At 74.2% G+C, this 19,265-nt stretch carries 14 protein-coding genes; 5 read left to right on the forward strand and 9 right to left on the reverse strand.

What is annotated here, in order from left to right; translation table 11 throughout:
• Positions 1-23: 23 nt before the first annotated feature.
• Together ACQUSR_RS03420 and ACQUSR_RS03425 are read right to left on the reverse strand one after the other, a co-directional pair.
• On the reverse strand, positions 24-1,154 hold the full coding sequence (locus tag ACQUSR_RS03420) for a glycosyltransferase family 4 protein (protein ID WP_431041025.1): 1,131 nt from the start codon (positions 1,152-1,154) through the stop codon (positions 24-26).
• 320 nt (positions 1,155-1,474) lie between these two features.
• Positions 1,475-2,905 carry a HEAT repeat domain-containing protein gene (locus ACQUSR_RS03425; protein ID WP_431041026.1) on the reverse strand — a complete coding sequence of 477 codons (1,431 nt, stop codon included), beginning with the start codon at positions 2,903-2,905 and terminating at the stop codon, positions 1,475-1,477.
• Positions 2,906-3,228: 323 nt separating this feature from the next.
• Here ACQUSR_RS03425 and ACQUSR_RS03430 point away from each other — a divergent pair, with 323 nt between their 5' ends.
• Positions 3,229-4,677 (forward strand): PP2C family protein-serine/threonine phosphatase, encoded by a 1,449-nt coding sequence (locus tag ACQUSR_RS03430; RefSeq protein ID WP_431041027.1) that lies wholly within the window; start codon positions 3,229-3,231, stop codon positions 4,675-4,677.
• 48 nt (positions 4,678-4,725) lie between these two features.
• On the opposite strand, the gene ACQUSR_RS03435 is transcribed toward ACQUSR_RS03430, so the two are convergent.
• Positions 4,726-6,204 carry a DNA-binding protein NsdB gene (locus tag ACQUSR_RS03435; RefSeq protein WP_431041028.1) on the reverse strand — a complete coding sequence of 493 codons (1,479 nt, stop codon included), beginning with the start codon at positions 6,202-6,204 and terminating at the stop codon, positions 4,726-4,728.
• A 235-nt stretch (positions 6,205-6,439) separates the two neighbouring features.
• Between ACQUSR_RS03435 and ACQUSR_RS03440 the strand changes: the two genes are divergently transcribed.
• Complete coding sequence (locus ACQUSR_RS03440) at positions 6,440-7,543, forward strand: aminoglycoside phosphotransferase family protein (protein ID WP_431041029.1); 1,104 nt, start codon at positions 6,440-6,442, stop codon at positions 7,541-7,543.
• A 184-nt stretch (positions 7,544-7,727) separates the two neighbouring features.
• Positions 7,728-9,725, forward strand: coding sequence for an N-acetylmuramoyl-L-alanine amidase (locus ACQUSR_RS03445; RefSeq protein WP_431041030.1), 1,998 nt, complete (start codon positions 7,728-7,730; stop codon positions 9,723-9,725).
• Between the two features lie 100 nt (positions 9,726-9,825).
• Here the strand turns inward: ACQUSR_RS03445 and ACQUSR_RS03450 are convergent, their stop codons facing one another.
• On the reverse strand, positions 9,826-10,326 hold the full coding sequence (locus tag ACQUSR_RS03450) for a hypothetical protein (RefSeq protein ID WP_431041031.1): 501 nt from the start codon (positions 10,324-10,326) through the stop codon (positions 9,826-9,828).
• A 248-nt stretch (positions 10,327-10,574) separates the two neighbouring features.
• Positions 10,575-13,463, reverse strand: a complete 2,889-nt coding sequence (locus ACQUSR_RS03455) for an ATP-binding protein (RefSeq protein WP_431041032.1) — start codon at positions 13,461-13,463, stop codon at positions 10,575-10,577.
• Between the two features lie 248 nt (positions 13,464-13,711).
• On the opposite strand from ACQUSR_RS03455, the gene ACQUSR_RS03460 reads away from it, so the two are divergent.
• Positions 13,712-14,836, forward strand: a complete 1,125-nt coding sequence (locus tag ACQUSR_RS03460; protein WP_431041033.1) for an isoafricanol synthase — start codon at positions 13,712-13,714, stop codon at positions 14,834-14,836.
• A gap of 52 nt (positions 14,837-14,888) precedes the next feature.
• Positions 14,889-15,608 (forward strand): leucine-rich repeat domain-containing protein, encoded by a 720-nt coding sequence (locus ACQUSR_RS03465; protein WP_431041034.1) that lies wholly within the window; start codon positions 14,889-14,891, stop codon positions 15,606-15,608.
• 123 nt (positions 15,609-15,731) lie between these two features.
• Here the strand turns inward: ACQUSR_RS03465 and ACQUSR_RS03470 are convergent, their stop codons facing one another.
• The 4 genes from ACQUSR_RS03470 to ACQUSR_RS03485 form a co-directional block, all read right to left on the reverse strand.
• Positions 15,732-15,998 (reverse strand): DUF397 domain-containing protein, encoded by a 267-nt coding sequence (locus ACQUSR_RS03470; RefSeq protein ID WP_431041035.1) that lies wholly within the window; start codon positions 15,996-15,998, stop codon positions 15,732-15,734.
• A gap of 100 nt (positions 15,999-16,098) precedes the next feature.
• Positions 16,099-17,265 carry a thiolase domain-containing protein gene (locus ACQUSR_RS03475; protein WP_431041036.1) on the reverse strand — a complete coding sequence of 389 codons (1,167 nt, stop codon included), beginning with the start codon at positions 17,263-17,265 and terminating at the stop codon, positions 16,099-16,101.
• A complete protein-coding gene (locus ACQUSR_RS03480; RefSeq protein WP_431041037.1) occupies positions 17,262-18,320 on the reverse strand; it encodes a thiolase domain-containing protein in 1,059 nt (352 codons plus the stop codon). Before ACQUSR_RS03480 ends, ACQUSR_RS03475 begins: the two co-directional genes overlap by 4 nt.
• Positions 18,317-19,261 (reverse strand): Zn-ribbon domain-containing OB-fold protein, encoded by a 945-nt coding sequence (locus tag ACQUSR_RS03485; protein WP_431041038.1) that lies wholly within the window; start codon positions 19,259-19,261, stop codon positions 18,317-18,319. The genes ACQUSR_RS03480 and ACQUSR_RS03485 overlap by 4 nt, the downstream gene beginning before the upstream one ends.
• Positions 19,262-19,265 lie beyond the last annotated feature (4 nt).

Genomic DNA, 19,265 nt, shown 5'->3' on the forward strand with positions numbered 1-19,265 from the left:
CGTCTGAGGACTGTGTACGCCGTTCACGCCGCCACCGCCGTACGGGCCGCCAGCACCTCGGCGTAGTGGTCGAGGAGCTGGTCGCCGACGGCGGCCCAGGTGCGGTCCGCCACGGCGGCCCGCCCCTCGTGGGCCAGGTGTGCGCGAAGACGCGGGTCCGCGGCGAGCAGCGCGATCGTGTCACGCACGGCGTCCGCGTCGCCGGGCGGTACCAGCAGTCCCGTACGGCCGTGCTCGACCAGGTCCAGGGGGCCGCCCGCGGCGGGGGCGACCACCGGGACGCCGGACGCCTGCGCCTCCTGCACGGTCTGGCAGAACGTCTCCTGTGCGCCGGTGTGCGCGAAGACGTCCAGTGAGGCGAAGATCCGGGCGAGTTCGGTGCCGGTACGGCGGCCGAGGAAGTGCGCCCCGGGCAGGGCGGCGCGCAGCGCGGGTTCGCTGGGGCCGTCGCCGACGACCACCACGCGGACTCCGGGGAGCGCGCACAGGGGGGCGAGGAGGTGCACGCTCTTCTCGGGGGCGAGCCTGCCGACGTAGCCGACGAGGAGTTCGCCGGCGGGGGCGAGGGTGCGGCGCAGCGCGATGTCCCTGCGCAGCGGGTGGAAGCGGTCGGTGTCGACGCCGCGCGGCCACAGCCGTACGCGCGGCACACCGTGTTCGTCGAGATCGCGGGCGGCGGCCGTGGAGGGGGCCAGGGTGCGGTCGGCGGCGGTGTGCACGGCCCGTATGCGCCGCCAGGCGGCGTTCTCCCCCGCGCCGAGATAGGTGCGCGCGTAGCCGCCGAGATCGGTCTGGTAGACGGCGACCGCGGGGATGCGCAGGCGCAGCGCGGCGGTCATTCCGCGGGCACCGAGGACGAAGGGGCTGGCGAGGTGGACGAGGTCGGTGCGGTGCTCGGTCAGGGCGGAGGCGAGGCGGCGGCTGGGGAGGGCGACGCGGACCTGGGGATATCCGGGCAGCGGCAGGGACGGGATGCGGATGACGGGGCAGGGGTCCTCGGTGTCGGGGACCGCGGGGGCGTCCTGGGGCCCGGCGGGGGCGATGACGAGCGGGTGGTGGCCGCGCCGTCGGAGGTGCCGGGCGGTTTGCAGGGCGCAGTGGGCGACGCCGTTGACGTCGGGCGGAAAGGATTCGGTCACTATGGCGACACGCATACCGCTGTTGTCGGCGCACCAGGGGTAGCCCCGGCAGCGCGCATCTTTCCGGGCGGGGAACGTCCCATGAGCGTTGGCCTACGCGGTGCGCCTCCCGGCGAGGTTCCGTGGGGCGCCACCCCCGGTGGCAGGTTGACCGTCCGCCGGCGTCTGCGGCCCGGTGGCCGCTCGGGCGCCTGCCGAGTGGCTGGGCCGGGGCCACTCTGGGGCTCCCCAGCGCGGCCGCTGGGGGAACCTCGGTGCGCACCCGGCCCACAGACGGCAAGCGCACCGCGACCACCGGTCCGCGCACGCCGGCGGCACCGAACCGCGCACCGGGGTCAGGCGGTCGTCGGTCCCCCGCCGGGAGGTCCGAAGCGGCTGCGTACCGCCGTCTGGACCTCGGCCTCCTCCGCCGGGTCGGCGGCCAGTCTGCGGAGCTGGTCCATGACGCGGGAGTCGGCGGTGGCGGCCTGCCGGGCGGCCAGTTCGCGGGTGCTCTCCTCGCAGTCCCACAGGCACTCGACGGCGAAGCCCGCGGCGAAGGAGGGGTCGGTGGCGGCGAGGGCGTGGGCCGCGAGGCCGCGCAGGTGGGAGGAGGAGGTCTCGCGGTAGATGTGCCGAAGGACGGGGGCCGCGCAGCCGATGGACAGCCGTCCGGCGCCTTCGACGAGGGCCCACAGGGTCTGGGCGTCGGGGCCTTCGCCCCGGACGGTCCTGCGCAGTGCGGCGAGGACCAGGCCGGAGTCGTACTGGCCGCCGCGGCAGGCGAGCATCGCGGCGGCGGCATCGCCGAGCGCGTCGGGCCGCTGGGCCCAGAGGCGGGCGCGGTCCAGTGCGGCGATGCTGCGCATGCGCTCGAACGCGGTCAGGGCCGCCTGGGTCACCAGTTCGGGGGCGGGGCCGGTGGCCGCGGCCTCGATGAGGTCGAGGACTTCGGGGTCGCCGGTCTCGGCGAGGTGGCGCAGCGCGGCGGCGCGTGCCGCGTCGGGGCCGGAGGCGGCGGCGGCGAGCAGTTCGGGGCGGTCCTCGGGGCCCGCCACGGCGGCCAGGCAGCGGGCGGCCGCGTCGGAGCGCCGGGCCCCGGGGCTGGCGTCGTGTTCCTCCTGCGCCCACTGCAGGACGTCGTGGACGCTCCAGCCGGGGCGTGGGCCCGACGGGCGCAGCTGTCGCTGCCAGCGGTCGAACGCGCTGCGTTCCTGCGCGGCGCGGACCCGCGTCCCGTGTACGGGGTCGTCGGCCCACAGCCGCCAGGGGCGGGGCTCGTAGGCGCCGCGGGCGGCGGCGGCCAGTTCCGCGTCGCCTTCCGGGGTGCGGGGGAAGCGGTCGAGCACGGCGGGGCCGAGGGCGCGCAGGCCGGTGTCGTCGTCGCGCAGGGCCAGCTCGTCCAGGGCCCAGGCCCAGTTCGCGCCGGTGGCGGCGTAGCGGCGCAGGAGCAGCAGGGCGTCGTGGCGGCCGTAGGAGGTGAGATGGCCCAGGACGGACAGGGCGAGCCCGGTGCGCTCCTCCGCGGTGTCGAGTAGATCGTCGGGGTGAAAGAGGTGCTGTTCGATTTCGTCGAGGTCGGCGCGCAGTTCCCGGCAGAGCCGGGCGTAGTACAGCGAGCGGTTCTCGACCTGCCAGTCGCGGCGGGGGTCGCGCAGCACGCAGTGGTGCAGGGCCGCGAGCGCCTCGGCCCGCGGCGCGGCGAGGGCGTGCAGGGTCCCGTCGCCGCGGCCTCGCTGCAGGAGGCCGAGCAGGGTGCCGCTGGGCGCTATGTCTGGATCGAACATGAGGTCAGCATCCGGTGCGGTGTGATTCGCTGGCAACGGGATTTCCGTCGACCGGCATTCTTGCCGGTGTCCGGCCGTGGTATGCCTGATGAACGGCATGGGCAGCGGGTTCCCGAGCGCCGCAGCCTACCCGGAATGGCTCGCTCCGCCGAGTCGTGTACCGACTTGCCTCAGGAAGGCCGGTGGCATATGCCAGCAGCACCACCGTATCGGGTATTGCAGAATCCCTTACGCGATGTCGCAGCGTGTGCAACAGTCGTAACCGGTCCTTACCGGCCCTTCCGCCAGACCTGGCCGCGCCGCGCCCGTATCGGAGTACGTTCATGCCGTCCCCACGCTCTGCGGACCACCCCGCCGCCCAGCCACCCGAGCGCGGCACAGTCGACGCCCTGATCTCGCAGACCCGGCAGCTGCGCGGCGGCGTGAACGCCGTGCGGCGGGACACCGCGACCACGGAGTTCCCGGGTCTGGACGACTCGCGGCTGCGCTGGCAGCGCGCCCTGTGCGATCTGGCGGTGCACCACCTGGACGACCTCGGCGTCCAGCTCGGCCAGCTGCGGGACGGGCTCCCCGGCGAGTACGGCGAGCCGGAGCTGGGGACCGGCCCCTGGGACGAGCCCGCGGAGCGCGGCACGCCGCACAGCCGGGTCGGCAGCGCCGAGTGGAACTTCCTCACCGACGAGGCGGACTGGTCCGACGAGCTGTGCCGGATCTTCGGCCGGGACCCGATCGAGGGCGGCCTGACCCTGGACGAGCTCCCCTCCTGGCTCCACCCCGACGACCAGCAGGTGCTGACCTCACTGGTGACCGGCTGCCTGGTCGACGGCAAACCGATCGACGGAGAGTTCCGCATCGTGCGCGCCGACGCCGAGACGCGCACGGTGCACATGGTGGGCGAACCGGTGCTCGACCACGACGGCTGCACGGCCTCCCTGTGGGCGGTGCTGCGGGACGTCAGCGACCTGCGCCGCAGTCAGCTCGCGGTGCGCGAGACCCATGACTCGCTGCGCCGCCATCGGCACTTCGCGCAGACCGAGCACCGGCTGGCGGTCGAACTGCAGGAGGCCGTCCTCCCGCCGTGGCGCGGTTCCCTGCGGCTCCCGCACGGCGGAACGGCCGCCCTCGACCTCGCCGCCCACTACCTCCCCTCCGCGACCAGCGCGCTGATCGGCGGCGACTGGTACGACGCGCTGCCCCTGCCCAGCGGCAGGACGCTGCTGAGCGTCGGCGACCTCACCGGGCACGGCGTCGCCGCCACCACCGGCATGGCGATGCTGCTCGGCGCGCTGCGCGGGATGGCCGTGGCCGGGGTCGAGCCCGGCGCGCTGATGAGCCACCTCAACCAGCTTCTCGACAGCTCCTCGCAGCCCGCGCTCGGCAGTGCGGTCTGCGCGCTGTACGCCCCGGACACCCGCACCCTGGTCTGGGCGCAGGCCGGACACCCCGCCCCGCTGCACTTCCGCGACGGGACGGGGCGCGCGCTGCCGTCGCCCGACGGCGTGCTGCTCGGCGCCACCTCCGGTGCGACGTACACCCAGGCTGTCGAGCGGCTGGAGCCGGGCGACCTGCTGGTGCTGCGCACCGACGGCCTCGCACCGCGCGGCCCCGACCTGGACACGGACGCGGGCACCGAGCGGCTGCTGGAGCTCGCGCCACGGCTCACCGCCGCGCGCAGCGCCCAGGAGTGCGTACGGACCGTGGTCGAGGCGTTCGGTGACGAGGAGCGCGAGGACGACGCGTGTGTCCTGGTCGCACGCGTCTTCTCGGACTGACCGCACCACTCGGCGGACCGACCGCCCGGGGCGCACTGACCGCTCCGCTCACACGGTCGCGGTCCCGCCGTGGCCCTGTCCCTGACCCTTCGGGTCCGCCAGCCGGATCTCCTCGCGCAGCTCCTTGATCTTGCCGCTGGTGGCGTACTGGCCGGTGAGCCGGTACATCTCCCGCAGCCGGTCCCAGGTGCGGTGCGAGGAGTTGTCCCCGATCGACAGCAGCGCCATCCGGGCGTACCGGTCCGCCTGCTCCGGGTCGTCGGCGAGGAAGCACGAGGACGCGATCGAGATGTGATCGAAGATCGTCGAGCGCTCCCGGCCGCCTTCGCGCATCTCCAGCGCCAACTTGGCGTGGTGCTGCGCGACCCCGGACGCGGCGGGCTCGTGCTCCGCCAGCGTGCGGTAGACCAGCCCCTCCATACCGTGCAGATCCGCTTCGTTGAACAGCTGCATCCAACTCGGCGGCGGCACATCCCCTTTGTCGGAGACGAACAGCTCCTCCGCCTCGCCCAGGGTGCGGCGCACCGCCTGGCCGTTGCCCTTGACCGCCTGCGCCCAGGCCTCGATCGTGGCGAACATGGCGCGGGTGCGCGGCAGGGTCTCCTCCCCCGCCCCGGACTTGGCCAACTTCATCAGGTCGAGCGCGTCGTCGGGCCGGCCGAGGTGCACCATCTGCCGGGCGCCGCGGGACAGGGCCTCGCTGGCGCGCGGCCGGTCCCCGCCCTCCCGGGCGGCGTGCGCGGCGATGAGGAAGTACTTCTGCGCCGTCGGCTCCAGGCCGACGTCGTGCGACATCCAGCCGGCGAGCACCGCGAGATCGGCGGCGACTCCCCACAGCCTGCGTTGCAGATGGTCGGGATGGCGGAAGGAGAGCATGCCTCCCACCTCGTTGAGCTGGCCCACCACCGCCTTGCGCTGGAGCCCGCCGCCGCGGGACGCGTCCCAGGCGCGGAAGATGTCCACCGAGCGCTCCAGCGCGGCGACTTCCGTGGAGCCGACGGGCGCCGCCTCATAGGGGTCGAAGCCCGCCGGATCGGCGTTCAGAGGGGTGTCCAGGCGGGGAGCGTCGGTGGCGAGGGCAGGGTCGGTGTGCAGCCAGTCGTACATGGCGTTGCTGAGTACTGAGCCCGCGGCGAGCGCCGCTCCGGCGCCCACCAAGCCGCGTCGGTTGAACATAAGGTCCATTCCCGTGAATTCGGTGAGGACCCCGGCCACACGATCGGGCGCCCAGGGCAGGGAGTCGCCGGACTTCCTTCTCCCCGTGCGTCGTTGTCGCCCGAAACCGAGGTCCTCGGTGGTCACAACACGACCGAGACGCTCGGTGAACAGGGTTGCCAAGACCTTCGGCACGGGATCGCGCGGCGTCTCGCCGGTCTCGATCCAGCGCCGGACCCGGGAGGTGTCGGTCGCCAGTTGCGGATAGCCCATGGCTGCCGCTTTCCGGTTCACGAGCCTCGCGAGCTCTCCCTTGGACCATCCGGCGAGACCGAACAGGTCCGCAAGTCGGGCGTTGGGTTCCCTCGTCACGTCAAGCCCCCAGGTTCCTCGGCTGGTTTCGACATTAACCACCTGTCACGGGCCACGCGACTATTCGCCAGGGTTCGCTACCCCCCGCCATTTGGTGCGCCACCCGCGGCGGGGTGTGGTGTAGGAACGCGCCCCCCGGCCCGGCGGCCGGACCGCATTCCCCAGGGTGCGGCCTCGCGGCCCGGGGCCGGGGACGCACGCAACTCGTCGGCACGCGAAGGGATCTGTATTGCCCATGTACGCAGCATCGTCCTCCGTGTCCGCTCCATCCCGGCCGTACCGCCAACCGCACCCCGGCGGAGGGCCCTTCCTCGACCCCACCCATGGCGGACGGGCACGGCGAGCCCCGGCACTCGCGCCGCAGCCACTCGGCGGACGGCTCGACCTGTCCGGTCCGCAGGGCGCGCAGCTGCGCACGGCGATCACCGCGGTGCACCGGATCTGCCCGGAGTTCAACCCCGTCCAGGTGCTCCGCCGGAGCGGGCGGACCGTACTCCTGGTGGGCACCACCGGGCGCAGCACCGCGGTGGCCAAGTGCCTGCTGGACCACTCGTCGGCGTGGGCGGAGCGGTTCCAAGGAGAAATAGCGGCATATCGCACGTTCGTCCGGCACCGGCCCCCGGTGCGGGTGCCCCGGCTGATCGCCGCGGACCCGGACAACTGCACGCTGATCATCGAGCGGATGCCCGGCCGGGTCGCGGCCGCCCAGCGGCATCCGGTGGAGCCGCCGCCCCGGGCGGACATCCGCGCCGCGATCACCGCCATCCGCCGGGTGAACGAGTGGCGCCCGCCGGCCGGCCGGTTCGACGCGCCGCTCGACTACGGCGCGCGGCTGACGCGCTACCACGAGCTGGGGCTGCTCACCGACCGGGACATGGGCGACCTCCAGAAGCTGATGCACGGGCTGGCGCACGCGCCCGGGCGGCAGAGCCGCGGCCAGTTCTGCCACGGCGACGCCCTGCTCAACAACATCCTGCTCTCCCCGGCCGGCCCGGTGCTGATCGACTGGGACCACGCGGGCTGGTACCTGCCCGGGTACGACCTGGCGACGCTGTGGACGGCGCTGGGCGACGCCCCCGGCGCGCGGCGCGAGATCAGCGGGCTGGCGCAGGCCGACGGCCCGGCGGCCCGGGACGCCTTCCTGGTGAACCTGATGCTCGTACTGACCCGCGAGATCCGCCGGTACGAGACGGCCGTGCAGCGCACCATGACCGACCCCGCTCCGGTGACGCCGGGCGCGGCCGCGGCCGGCGAGGAGCACCGGTTGCTGCTGCGCAGGCTGCACGACGACTGCGCGCTCGCACGGCGTGCGGTACGGGCCGCGGTCGGGACCCGCTGACCGACGGAGGAGCGCCACCGGTCCGGACCGGTGGCGCGGGCGCCGACACGCCAACGCCGCTTGTCGCGGACATGATTGACGGAACGTCCGGCAGCAGTTACCTCTAAGTGGGTTCGGCCCCGCACCGACCGTCCGGCGCCCGTACCACCCGGCGCCTGGCACGGCTCACCCCGAGGAGGCTGCATTGCGAGGATCCCCCCAGCCACGCGCCCGTACCGGACCCCTCCGCCGCACGATCGGCCTGCGGGCCGCGGGCGCCGTCGCGGCCACGGCCCTGCTGCTGCCCCTGCTCTCGGCGGCGCCGTCCGCCACGGCGGACCCGCAGCGGTCCGGCGCCCTCCAGCAGGCCTTCGCCGACGCGGCCGAGCGGTACCACGTCCCGCAGAGCGTGCTGCTGGGCGTGTCGTATCTGGAGTCCCGCTGGGACGGGCACCGGGGCGCGCCGAGCGTCACCGGCGGCTATGGTCCGATGCACCTCACCGACGTGCGGACCGCCCTGGCCGAGACGCCGCACCACGGCCACGGGACCGAGGACGCGCGCGGGGACACCGCGCGCAGGGCGCGGATCGCCGAAGCCGAGCCGCCGGAACCGCCCGAGTCGGCCGCGCTCCCGGCGCGGCTGCGCACCCTGGAGCGGGCGGCGGAGCTGACCGGACTGGCCGCCGACGCGCTGCGCGGCGACGAGGCGGCCAACGTGCGCGGCGGCGCCGCGCTGCTGGCGGCCACCCAGCGCAGGCTGGGGCTGCCGCTCAGCGCCGATCCCGCCGACTGGTACGCCGCCGTGGCGGACTATTCCGGGGCCTCGGACGCCCGCACCGCGGCGGTCTTCGCCGACGACGTCTTCAAGGTGATCCGGGACGGCGAGCGGCGTGTCACCGAGGCGGGCCAGCGGGTGGTGCTCGACGCCGCCCCTTCGCTCTCCCCCAGGACCCGGCAGCTGAGCGCGCTGGGCCTGCGACGGGAGGCCCGCGACGAGCGCGTCGAGTGCCCGTGGTCCGTGGCGTGCGAGTGGATCCCGGCGCCGTACCAGGACCTCGGGGACGGCGACTACGGCAACCACGACAAGGGCGGCCGCCCGGTGTCCCAGAAGATCGACTACATCGTCATCCACGACACCGAGGCCACCTGGGACACCACCTTGAAGCTGGTGCAGGACCCGAAGTACGTGTCGTGGCACTACTCGCTGCGGTCCGCCGACGGGCACATCGCCCAGCATCTGGCCACCAGGGACATCGGCTGGCACGCGGGCAACTGGTACGTCAACGCCAAGTCCGTGGGCCTGGAGCACGAGGGGTTCCTGGCGGCGCCCGACGCCTGGTACACGGAGGCGATGTACCGCACCTCCGCCCGGCTGGTGCGGTATCTCGCGTGGAAGTACGGCGTCCCGCTGGACCGGCAGCACATCCTGGGGCACGACACCGTCCCGGGCACCCTGACCGCGGCGATCAAGGGCATGCACACCGACCCCGGCCCGTACTGGGACTGGGCGCACTACTTCAGGCTGCTGGGCGCGCCGTTCACCCGGACGGCGGGGCCGCACGGCGGCCTGGTCACCATCCGCCCCGACTACGACACGCACCAGCCTGAGTACACGGGCTGCGCGAAGCCCGCCGAGGCGTGCCCGCCGCACGGCTCGGGCGCGGTGCGGCTGCACACCGCGCCGAGCGACACGGCGCCGCTGGTGCGGGACATCGGGCTGCGGCCCGACGGCGGCGCGTCGACCACCGGCGTCAACGACACGGGCGCGCGGGCCTCCACGGGCCAGCGGTACGCGATCGCGGAGCGCGCCGGTGACTGGACGGCGATCTGGTACCTGGGGCAGAAGGCGTGGTTCCGCAACCCGGCGGGGCAGCCGACCGCGGTGGACGCCGCGGGGTGGGTCGTGACGCCGAAGGAGGAGGCGGCCGAGGTGCCGGTGTACGGGCGCGCGTACCCGGAGAAGGAGGCCTACCCGGAGGGCGTCCCGGTGCAGGCGGTCTCGCCGCTGCCGTACAAGCTGCTCGCGGGACAGCGCTACGCCCTGGGGCTCGCGACCCGCGGCGAGTATCTGTGGGCGACCACGTTCGACCCCGCCGGACACAAGGTGGTGCGGGGCGCGCAGACGTACTACCAGATCCAGTTCGGGCATCGGGTGGCGTTCGTGAAGGCCGCCGATGTGACGGTGCGTCACTCGGCGGGGTGAGGCCCCGGCCACGCGCGCGGCGTCCGGCGGGCGCCGCGCGTGGTCGGCCTTGCCGGGCGCGGACGCCGCGCGTGGTCGGCCCTGCCGGGACGGACGCGGGTCAGCCCTGCTGGAACATCTCCGCGGGCAGCGGCTTGAGCAGCCGGTAGAGGTCGTCGGTGATCGGCCGGTCCCAGCTGGCGATCGTCACGAGCACGCCGTCGCTGCGGTCGAACTGGACGCAGGAGACCCGGCTCTCGGAGATCTTGATCCGCCGCACGATCAGCAGGTTGTCCTCGTGCATCACCGGGGTGTCCTCGGTGTCCAGCACCTGCACCGGCTCCTCGTTGCCGAGGGCGGTGAGCAGCTGCGTGACCTCGAACGGCACCTGGCCCTCGGCCAGCTCACGGACCGGGGACCCCGCCGGCAGATTGCCGATGATCATCGCCGGTCCGCGCCCGCCGAACAGGTCGTAGCGCAGGAAGACCCCCTGGCAGCTGCCGTCCGGCGCGGGCAGCAGCCCGGCCCCGAGATCACCGGGCCAGTCGCCCGGGTCCATGGCCAGGACGTCGAAGTCCGGGCCGGTGGGTGTGGGAGCGCTGCGGCGGCGGAGGAACGACATGGGGACATGGTACGTGTCCGGCGGGGCCCGCCGCCGCGCGGGGAGCGGCCGGGAGCCGCCCGCAGAGCGCGGCCCGCGCCCGCTCGGGAGGCGGAGCGCGGTCGCGGCGGAACGGCCCCGGAACCGCTCGGGGAGCGGGCCCGGGGCCGCCCTGGGGACGGCCTCCGGAACCACCTCGCGGAACGGGCCCGCGACCGTGCTGGGCACGGCCCGGAACGGCTCCCGCGCGCGGCCGGTCGGCGGCCCGGTCAGCCGCCGCCCGCGCCGGGCTCTATGAGTGTGGCGAGCCCGGACCGGTTGGTGCCGACCTTGCGGTAGACGTTGGACAGCAGCCGGGCCACGTCCTGCTCCGTCATCCCCAGCTCGTCCGCGATGCGGACGTCCGGCGCCCCGGCCGCTGCGCGCTCGGCGGCGGCCTGCTCCTGCCGGGTGAGGGTGCCGCTCTCCGCGGCGCGCAACTGCATCGGGCGGAGCCCGATGGCGGACAGCTCGTCGCGGGCGCGGGCCACCAGCGTGTCGGCGCCGCAGTGCAGCGCGCCCTCCAGCCCCCGGTAGAGCCGCTCGCCCGCTTCCTGGGGCAGGCCGAGCCGGCGCAGCGCGGCGCCGTGCTCGACCAGGGCCAGCGCGAGGTCGTACGCGGACGGCGAGCGCTCCAGGTGGCTGACGGCCTCCGCGAGGAGCTTGATCCGCTCGGCTCCCTTGGCCACGGCGGCGGCGCTGTGCAGGGCCTGGCCGATGGCGGACGCGGTACCGAACTGCCGGGCGCGGCGCACCGCTTCCCGGGAGACCTCCATGGCGCGGTCGGGTTCGGTGTGCGCGAGGGCCTGGGAGAGGTGGAGCTGCCAGGGGCACCAGGCGGGGTTGCGCATCCCGCGCCGGTCGAGCCGGCGGCCCGCCGCGGTGAGCTGCTGCCGTGCCTCGCGGTGCAGATTGCCCGCCAGCAGCAGTTCGCCGTAGACGGCCTGGGAGTCCGGGTACACCACGGCTTCGGGGACGACCCGGCCGTATCCGTGGGCGGCGGCCACCTCCTGGGCCTCGGCCACTCGGCCGGTGGCGAGCAGCGTCTGGACGAGGGTGCCGACCGCCGCCCACTGGGCGGGCGTGGAGGTGCCTACCCGGTCGGCGATCCGCAGGCCCTCGCGCACCAGTTCCTCGGCCTCGGCGAGCCGCCCGCGGCGGTAGCGGATGTAGCCGAGGAGGGTGAGCCCGAAGGCGAGGTGGGAGCCGCGCCAGCCCTTGCGCTCGCAGGCGGCGATGCCCTCGCTGAACAGCTCCTCGGCGCGTCCGGGCTCGTCGCAGTACATGAAGGTGAGGGCGACGCTGACGGGTACCTCGAAGCCCCAGTCGTCCTCGGTCCAGCTGAGCCCGTCGCCGAGGGCCTCTTCGGCGTAGTGCAGGGCCGTGCCGGAGGGCTCGCCGCGCACCACGGCGTCGAAGGCCCGCAGGCCCAGCAGATAGCGTTCCGCCAGTCCGCGGCCGCCGAGCCGGTCGACGAGCCGGGCCAGCCGCCGGGAGCGGGCGGGTGAGTCCTCCTCGTCGGCGCGGAAGGCGTTCCAGGTGAACTGCTCGACCTGCATCCGCAGTCGGGTCCTGGTGCTCGTGGCCCGCCGGGCCTCTTCGGCGACGGTGCGCTCCGCCTCCGCCATCCGGCCGCTGTGCGCGTACGCCTGCGCGAGCCGGACGGTGACCGCTTCGCGGAGGGCGGGGTCCAGGATCGGCTCGTCCAGGGCGGCCCGCAGGTGGTTGACGGTCGTCGCGGGTTCGGTCAGGGCGGCGGAGCAGCCGAGTTCGAACAGCACGGCGGCCCGGTCGTCCAGGCTCGGCGGCTCGCGCAGCGCCCGCTCCAGGCAGCGGCGCGCGGCGTCCGGGGCGCCGGCGCGCAGGAAGTCGCGGGCCGCCTCGCGGAGCTGGCTGACCACCCACGTGTCGCCCTCGGGGTGCATCTCCAGCATGTGCCGGCTGGCGGCGAGCGCGCCGCGGCCGGCGTCGATGACGACGGTGGCGGCCTGGCCGTGCATCGCGACGCGCATGGCGGGCGGGATCGACCGGTACACGGCGGTGGCGATCGTCGGGTGCAGGAACTCGACCCTGTCCTGGCCGGGCCCGCCGCGGCCGAGGATCCGGGCGCCGTGGAGTCCCGCGATGAGCTCGGCGGTCCGCTGGGCGCTGAGGGCGGCGATGTTGGCGGCCAGTGCCGGGGTCGCCTCGGCGCCGAGCACGGCGATGGCCATGGCGAGGCGGACGGCCTCGCTGCCGAGCCGCTCCATCCGCGCGCTGAGGCCGTTCTCCTTGGCCGTGGAGACCAGTCCGCGCAGGTCGGCGATGTTCGCGGACAGGGGTTTGAGGTCGTCGTCGCGGACCTTGGCGACCAGTTCGGTGACTTCGAACGGGTTGCCGCCGGTGACGGCCCAGCACTCCCGGCAGAACGCCTCGTCGGCGTCCTCGCCGAGCCGGTCGCGCAGCAGGCGGCCGACCGCGTGCGGGGTCAGCGGGGCCAGTACGTGCGGCCGGGAGCCCTGGCGCTCGGTGAGCCTGCGGAAGGCCACGGCGTCCGCTGACAGGTCGTCGGGGCGGTAGCCGGTGGCGAGGAGCAGCGGCAGGTCGGCGGTGCGTGGCGCGAACGCGGTGAGCCAGTCCAGGGACTCGGCGTCCGCCCAGTGCGCGTCGTCCAGGATGATGACGACCGGCGCCTGCTGCACGGCGAAGCGGGTGACGAGCCAGTCGATGCCGTCGCGGACGCCCTGCGGGTCGGGCGCGCCGCCGCCCGAGGGGACCACCAGTCCGACGGCGGGCGCCACGATGTCGTACCAACTGCCCAGAATGGCGCGTTGTTCCTCCTCGGCCGCCGCGGCGAGCAGCGGCTGCACGAGTTGGCGTACGACGTGGAAGGCCACGCCCTGCTCGTGTTCGCCGCCGCGCGCGGACAACACGGTGCAGGCGCGGTCCAGCGCGCCGCGGCGCAGCTCGCCCAGGAGCACGGTCTTGCCGACGCCCGCCGGGCCCGCGAAGGCGATCACCCCTCCGGTGCCGACCAGGCCGTCCCCGGCTCCGCACAGGTCGTCCAATATGCTGTCGACCGCGTCGAGTTCGGACTCGCGCTCCAGTAATCTCCGGCCCCTTCGGCCCCTACTGTCCACGCCTTCGATCATGCTCCGTCCCTTTCGGCAGGTAACGCTGAGCGTAGTACTGCGGGACGCTCCGTAGCACCCCCGGGGGCGAAATCGGGCTGGCATGAGCCACTGGCACACGCCAATTCGACAATGACACTTTCGATCGCACCGTGATCGCGTAACGATAGGGCTTCGTTGAAATCCGGGCTTATTTTCAGACAGTCCGCCCGGTTGCCGTTGACCAGCCGTGCGACTGAGGGCGGGGTGAGGGAACGATGGACACGACGGTGCGACCACGAGCCCGGCGATCGGAACTCGCGCGGCGGATCGCGTTGCTCGACATCCCTGCCGGGCGTGCGGTCAGCCCGGACGGCGAAGCCGCCCGCGTCCACACCATCGACTGGTTGGGCCGGTTCGGCGTGTTCGCCGACGGCGCGGCGGCCGCGGAGTACGACGCGCTGCGCCTGGACCGGCTGTCGGCGCTGTTCTGGCCGCAGGCCACCGGTGCCGAACTCGACCTGGCCAACGACATCAACGGCTGGGTCTTCGTCTTCGACGACCAGTTCGACGGCGCGCTGGGCTGCCGGCCGGATGCCGTGTCCCGGCTCGTGGACGACATCGTGCGCATCACCCACGAGCCGCCGGGCCCGGTGCCGACCGCCGTGGGCGCGGACCCGCTGCTCGCGAGCTTCCGGGACCTGTGGCACCGCCTCAACTCGGGGATGCCACAGGTCTGGCGGGACCGCACGCGGGCCAACTGGGTCGACTATCTACGCGCCTATACGCGCGAGGCCCGGGGCAAGGCCGAGTCCGCCCCGCGCTCCCTGGCCGCCCTGCTGGCGGTGCGGAGGCACTCCATAGGCGTCCACACCTGCCTCGACCTGCACGAGCGCTTCGACGGATACGCCCTGCCACCCGCGGTGCACGACAGCGCACCGCTCGCCGCGATGCGCGCGGCGGCGGACGACGTCGTGATCTTCGTCAACGACATCGTCTCGCTGGACAAGGAGCTGGCGACGGGCGACGTGCACAACAGCGTCATCCTGTGGCGGGAGCGCGGAGGCTGCACCCTGGAGGGAGCGGTGCGCCATATCGCCGGGCTGGCGAACTCCCGCTACCGGTACTTCGAAGAGCTGGCGGCACGGCTGCCCGGCGTGCTGGCCGAGGCCGGAGCCTCCAGCGAACTACTGCGGCACACCGCGCTGTACACCGACGGGATGCGGCACGTGATGCGCGGCAACGTGACCTGGTCGCTGGAGACCTCCCGGTACGACGAGCGGGGCGTCGCCGCCGTGAGCGAGGGGCGCCAGCGCCCCTGGGCCGGCCTCACGCCGCTCGGTGGACTCGCCGCCCCGGCGGAGGGCGTGGGGGTCGGGGCCGCCGCCTCGGGTCCCGCGTAGGGACGCCGCCCGCGAGAGGCGGCCGCGGGACCGGCGGCCGTAGAGTCCAGCCATGACGGAGACCGTGAACCTGTGGAAGGCGGGCCTGGGCAGTGTGCCGCCGGAGGTCTGGCGGCACAGCGGGCTGCGCGTGCTGATCCTCGCGGACAACGGGCTCACCGAACTGCCCGCCGCCGTCGGGCGGTTGCGGCACCTGCACACCCTCGACCTGGGCCACAACCGCCTGGCCGGCGTGCCGGACGAGATCGGGGACCTGCCCGCGCTCACCCGCTATCTCTATCTGCACGACAACCGGCTCACCGAACTCCCGCCCGCCCTCGGCCGGCTGACGCGGCTGGCCTATCTCAACATCGGCGAGAACCGGCTCACCCGGCTCCCCGCCGAGCTGGGCCGGATGGCGGGGCTGGTCGAACTGCGCGCGCAGCACAACGCGCTGGCCGAGCTGCCCGACACCGTCGGAGGGCTCGGTTCGCTGCGGGAGCTGTGGCTGCGCGGCAACCGGCTGACCGGACTGCCGCCCGGCACCGCCGACCTGGTGCGGCTGCGCCATCTGGACCTGCGGGAGAACGCCTTGGACGCCGTGCCCGACGTACTGCGCGAGCTGCCCATGCTGCGCCAGGTCGATCTGCGCGGCAACCGGCTGCGCGACGTCCCGCGCTGGATCGCCGGACTGCCGTCCTTGGAGAAACTGGATCTGCGCTGGATGGACATCGACGACGGCCACGCGGCGGTGGGCGCGCTGCGGGAGAGGGGCTGCGTCGTGCTGACCTGACGCCGGCGGCCCACGGGCCCCAGGACGCCGGTGGCCCGCGGACCCCGAGCCTGGCACACGAAACGCGAGCCGCCCGCGGTATGGGGCGGCTCGCGCCGTACTCAGGTGGTGCTCAGACGGTGCTCAGGTGAGGTCGAACTCGCCGTCACGCGCGCCGAGGACGAACGCACGCCATTCCGCCGGGGTGAAGATCAGGGCCGGGCCGTCCGGGTTCCGGCCGTCGCGCATCGCGATGTAGCCCTCCACGAAGGCGATCTCGACATCGCCCTTGCCCTGACTGCTCGACTGCCATTTCGCGTCCGTCAGGTCGAGTTCCGGCTTCTTGCCGCTGTCCAGCCGCTGGTCGGTGGTGGTTTCGGCCACGTCCGTAGCTCCTCCCGGTTTTGCCATCGACGCCCACCCTAGCGACCGTGCCCGGGGACGGACAGGCCACGGAAGAGGACGCCTTCGCTGTGGTATAAGGCCCGACGGCCACCGGGAGTCCCACCCGTCACCCGCCGGGCGGGGCCGCGCCGACCAGCCACATGGCGAAGAACTGCGCGCCCCCGCCGTAGGCGTGGCCGAGGGCGGTGCGGGCGCCGTCGACCTGGTGCGCGCCCGCCCGGCCGCGCACCTGGAGCGCGGCCTCGGCGAAGCGCAGCATGCCCGAGGCCCCGATGGGGTTGGTGGACAGCACCCCGCCGGAGGGGTTCACGGGCAGGTCGCCGTCGAGCGCGGTGGCGCCGGACTCGGTGAGCTTCCAGCCCTCGCCGGGGACGGCGAAGCCGAGGTTCTCCAGCCACATCGGCTCGTACCAGCTGAACGGCACGTACATCTCGACCACGTCGATCTCCCGCCGGGGGTCGGTGACGCCCGCCTGCCGGTAGACGGCGGCGGCGCAGTCCCGGCCCGCCCTGGGCGAGACGAAGTCCTTGCCCGGGAAGAGCGTCGGCTCGCTGCGCATGGCACCGCCGTGCAGCCACGCGGGCGGGTGCGGCGAGCGGGCGGCGCCCGCGCGATCGGTGAGGACCAGCGCGCACGCGCCGTCGGACGAGGGGCAGGTCTCGGAGTAGCGGATGGGGTCCCACAGCATCGGGGACGCCCGCACCCTCTCCAGGGTGAGGTCCTTCTCGTGCAGGTGGGCGTACGGGTTCTTCAGGGCGTTGCGGCGGTCCTTGTAGGCCACGAGGGCGCCGATGCCCGGCGGAGCGCCGGTGCGCCGGATGTAGGCCCGCACGTGCGGGGCGAAGAAGCCGCCCGCTCCGGCCAGCAGCGGCTGCTGGAAGGGGACGGGCAGGGAGAGCCCCCACATGGCATTGGACTCGGACTGCTTCTCGAAGGCGACGGCCAGGACGGTGCGGTGGCGGCGGGCGGCGACCAGGTCGGCGGCGACGAGCGCGGTGGAGCCGCCGACCGAGCCCGCGGTGTGCACCCGCAGCATGGGCTTGCCCACGGCGCCGAGCGCGTCGGCCAGATACAGCTCGGGCGTCATCACGCCCTCGAAGAAGTCGGGGGCCTTCCCGATCACGACGGCGTCGATGTCGGCCCATCCCGTCTGGGCGTCGTCCAGGGCGCGCCGGGCGGCCTCGCGGACGAGGCCCGCGATCGAGACGTCCACGCGGGCGGCCCGGTGCTCGGTCTGGCCGATCCCGACGACGGCCACGGGCTCCTTGCTCATGACCCCACCCCTTCGTCCCCTTCCAGTACCGCCACCAGGTTGTGCTGGAGGCACGGACCCGACGTGGCGTGGGCCAGGGCCCGGTGGGCGTCGCCGCGGTGGATCCGGGAGGCGGCCTCGCCGATCCGGATCAGTCCGGTGGCCATCAGCGGGTTGGCCGCCAGCGCGCCGCCGGACGGGTTGACCGCGGTCTCGTCGGCCAGCCGCAGGGCCCGGCGCAGGATCACCTCCTGCGCGGTGAACGGCGCGTGGATCTCGGCGGTGTCGGCGGGCGCCGCGAAAGCGCCCGCCCGCTCGGCGGCCAGCCGGGTCGAGGGGGACGCGGTCAGGTCCCGTACCCCCAGGGCGTGCGGCTCGATGCGGTGGTCGATGCCGCGGATCCAGGCGGGTCGGTCGCACAGCGCGCGGGCCGTGTCGTCGGCGGCCAGGACGACGGCGGCGGCGCCGTCGCTCACGGGCGGGCAGTCCCCGGTGCGCAGCGGCCGTACGACGTAGTCGCCCATGGGTACGTCACCGGCCAGTTGCGCGTGCGGGTTGCCGGCGGCGGCGGCGCGGTTGCGGGCGGCGATCCGGGCCAGGGCGGGTTCGTCGGTCTCCCCGGCGTCGATGAGCGCCTGGGCCTGGAGGGCGGCGAGCGCGACCGGGTCGGGCCACAGCGGGGCGAGGTAGTACGGGTCGAGGCTGCGGGTCAGCACCTCGCGCAGGTCACCGGGTGACGACTTGCCGTAGCCGTACACCAGCGCGGTGTCCGCCTGGCCGGTGAGGAGCTTGACCCACGCCTCGTACAGCGCCCACGCCCCGTCCATCTCGACGTGGGACTCGGCGATGGGCGGCCAGGCGCCGACGCCGTCGAGGGCCATGGTGAAGGAGAAGGCGCGGCCCGCGAGGTAGTCGGCGGAGCCGGAGCAGGTGAAGTCGATCTGCCGGGCCGCCAGGCCGACCCGGTCCAGGACGTCGTGCAGGACGGGCATCAGCATCTCGACTTCGGACAGTTCGCCGGTGCGCCGCCGGTGGTCGGTCTGCGCGAAGGCCACGACGGCCACCTGTCGCGTCATAGCAGGTCCTTGTAGCTGTCGTAGTCGGCGTCGGGTTCGCCCGTGGGGCGGTAGTGGTCGGGGTAGCGGCCGCCCTCGGTCCACACCGGTTCCACGCGCAGACCCATCCGCACCTGGTCGTACGGGATGCCGCCGACGCGTCCGTGGAGGGCGAGGTCGGCGCCGTCCAGGGCGATGTGGGCGTAGACGTAGGGCACGTCGATGTCGAGGTTGCGGGCCTTGATGTCGACGACGCAGAAGGTGGTGACGGTGCCGCGCGGGCCGACCTCGACCGCTTCGGCGGTGGCCACGCCGCAGGTGGGGCAGGCGCCGCGGGGCGGGACGTGGACCTTGCGGCAGGCCGGGCAGCGTTCGCCGATCGTCCGGTGCTCGGCGAGGGCCTGCAGCCAGCCGGTCTGGGCCCGGCCGGGTGTGTGGGTGTAGTCGAGCCGGGCGGGGGCGGTGATGCGGGTGACGGGGTCCGCGAACGTGCCGTCGTGGTCCCGGACTTCAGCACCACCGGGCCCGTCGTACGGTTCGAAGCAGGCGATGTCCGTGATGGCGCCGGTGCGCCGGGCCGCCCAGCGGATCCGGACGCGCAGCCCGGTGCGGACCGCGTCGGGGCCGGGCGCGTCCAGGGCGTGCAGCAGAGCGGTGTCGGCGCCGTCCAGCCGGACGAGCACCCAGGCGAACGGGGTGGCCAGGGGCTGGCCGCGGCGCGGGGCCGGGTTCCAGGCCCAGGTGGTGACGGTGCCGGTGGGCGCGACCTCGGCCAGCTCGCGCAGTTCCTCGGCGGTGACCGGGTCGTACTCGACGGGCGGCACCAGCACCCGGCCGTCGCCGGTCCGCACTCCCAGGACGGTGCGTTCGCGCAGACCGGTGAGGAAGGCGCTCTGTACGGGGCCGAGGGACCGGGTGAAGGGGAACTCCACGACCAGGGGAGCGCTGAGGGCTTCGGGCACTTCG

It is taken from the genome of Streptomyces sp. P1-3, from assembly GCF_050613155.1.
In the GTDB taxonomy this organism is placed as follows: domain Bacteria; phylum Actinomycetota; class Actinomycetes; order Streptomycetales; family Streptomycetaceae; genus Streptomyces.

What these genes read in the sequence shown, in the direction of transcription:
- ACQUSR_RS03465 (WP_431041034.1), top strand. Translation starts at nt 14,889, where the DNA reads ATGACGGAGACCGTGAACCTGTGGAAGGCGGGCCTGGGCAGTGTGCCG.
- ACQUSR_RS03440 (WP_431041029.1), top strand. Translation starts at nt 6,440, where the DNA reads ATGTACGCAGCATCGTCCTCCGTGTCCGCTCCATCCCGGCCGTACCGC.
- ACQUSR_RS03450 (WP_431041031.1), bottom strand. Translation starts at nt 10,326, where the DNA reads ATGTCGTTCCTCCGCCGCCGCAGCGCTCCCACACCCACCGGCCCGGAC.
- ACQUSR_RS03480 (WP_431041037.1), bottom strand. Translation starts at nt 18,320, where the DNA reads ATGACGCGACAGGTGGCCGTCGTGGCCTTCGCGCAGACCGACCACCGG.
- ACQUSR_RS03475 (WP_431041036.1), bottom strand. Translation starts at nt 17,265, where the DNA reads ATGAGCAAGGAGCCCGTGGCCGTCGTCGGGATCGGCCAGACCGAGCAC.
- ACQUSR_RS03430 (WP_431041027.1), top strand. Translation starts at nt 3,229, where the DNA reads ATGCCGTCCCCACGCTCTGCGGACCACCCCGCCGCCCAGCCACCCGAG.
- ACQUSR_RS03460 (WP_431041033.1), top strand. Translation starts at nt 13,712, where the DNA reads ATGGACACGACGGTGCGACCACGAGCCCGGCGATCGGAACTCGCGCGG.
- ACQUSR_RS03425 (WP_431041026.1), bottom strand. Translation starts at nt 2,905, where the DNA reads ATGTTCGATCCAGACATAGCGCCCAGCGGCACCCTGCTCGGCCTCCTG.
- ACQUSR_RS03420 (WP_431041025.1), bottom strand. Translation starts at nt 1,154, where the DNA reads ATGCGTGTCGCCATAGTGACCGAATCCTTTCCGCCCGACGTCAACGGC.
- ACQUSR_RS03470 (WP_431041035.1), bottom strand. Translation starts at nt 15,998, where the DNA reads ATGGCAAAACCGGGAGGAGCTACGGACGTGGCCGAAACCACCACCGAC.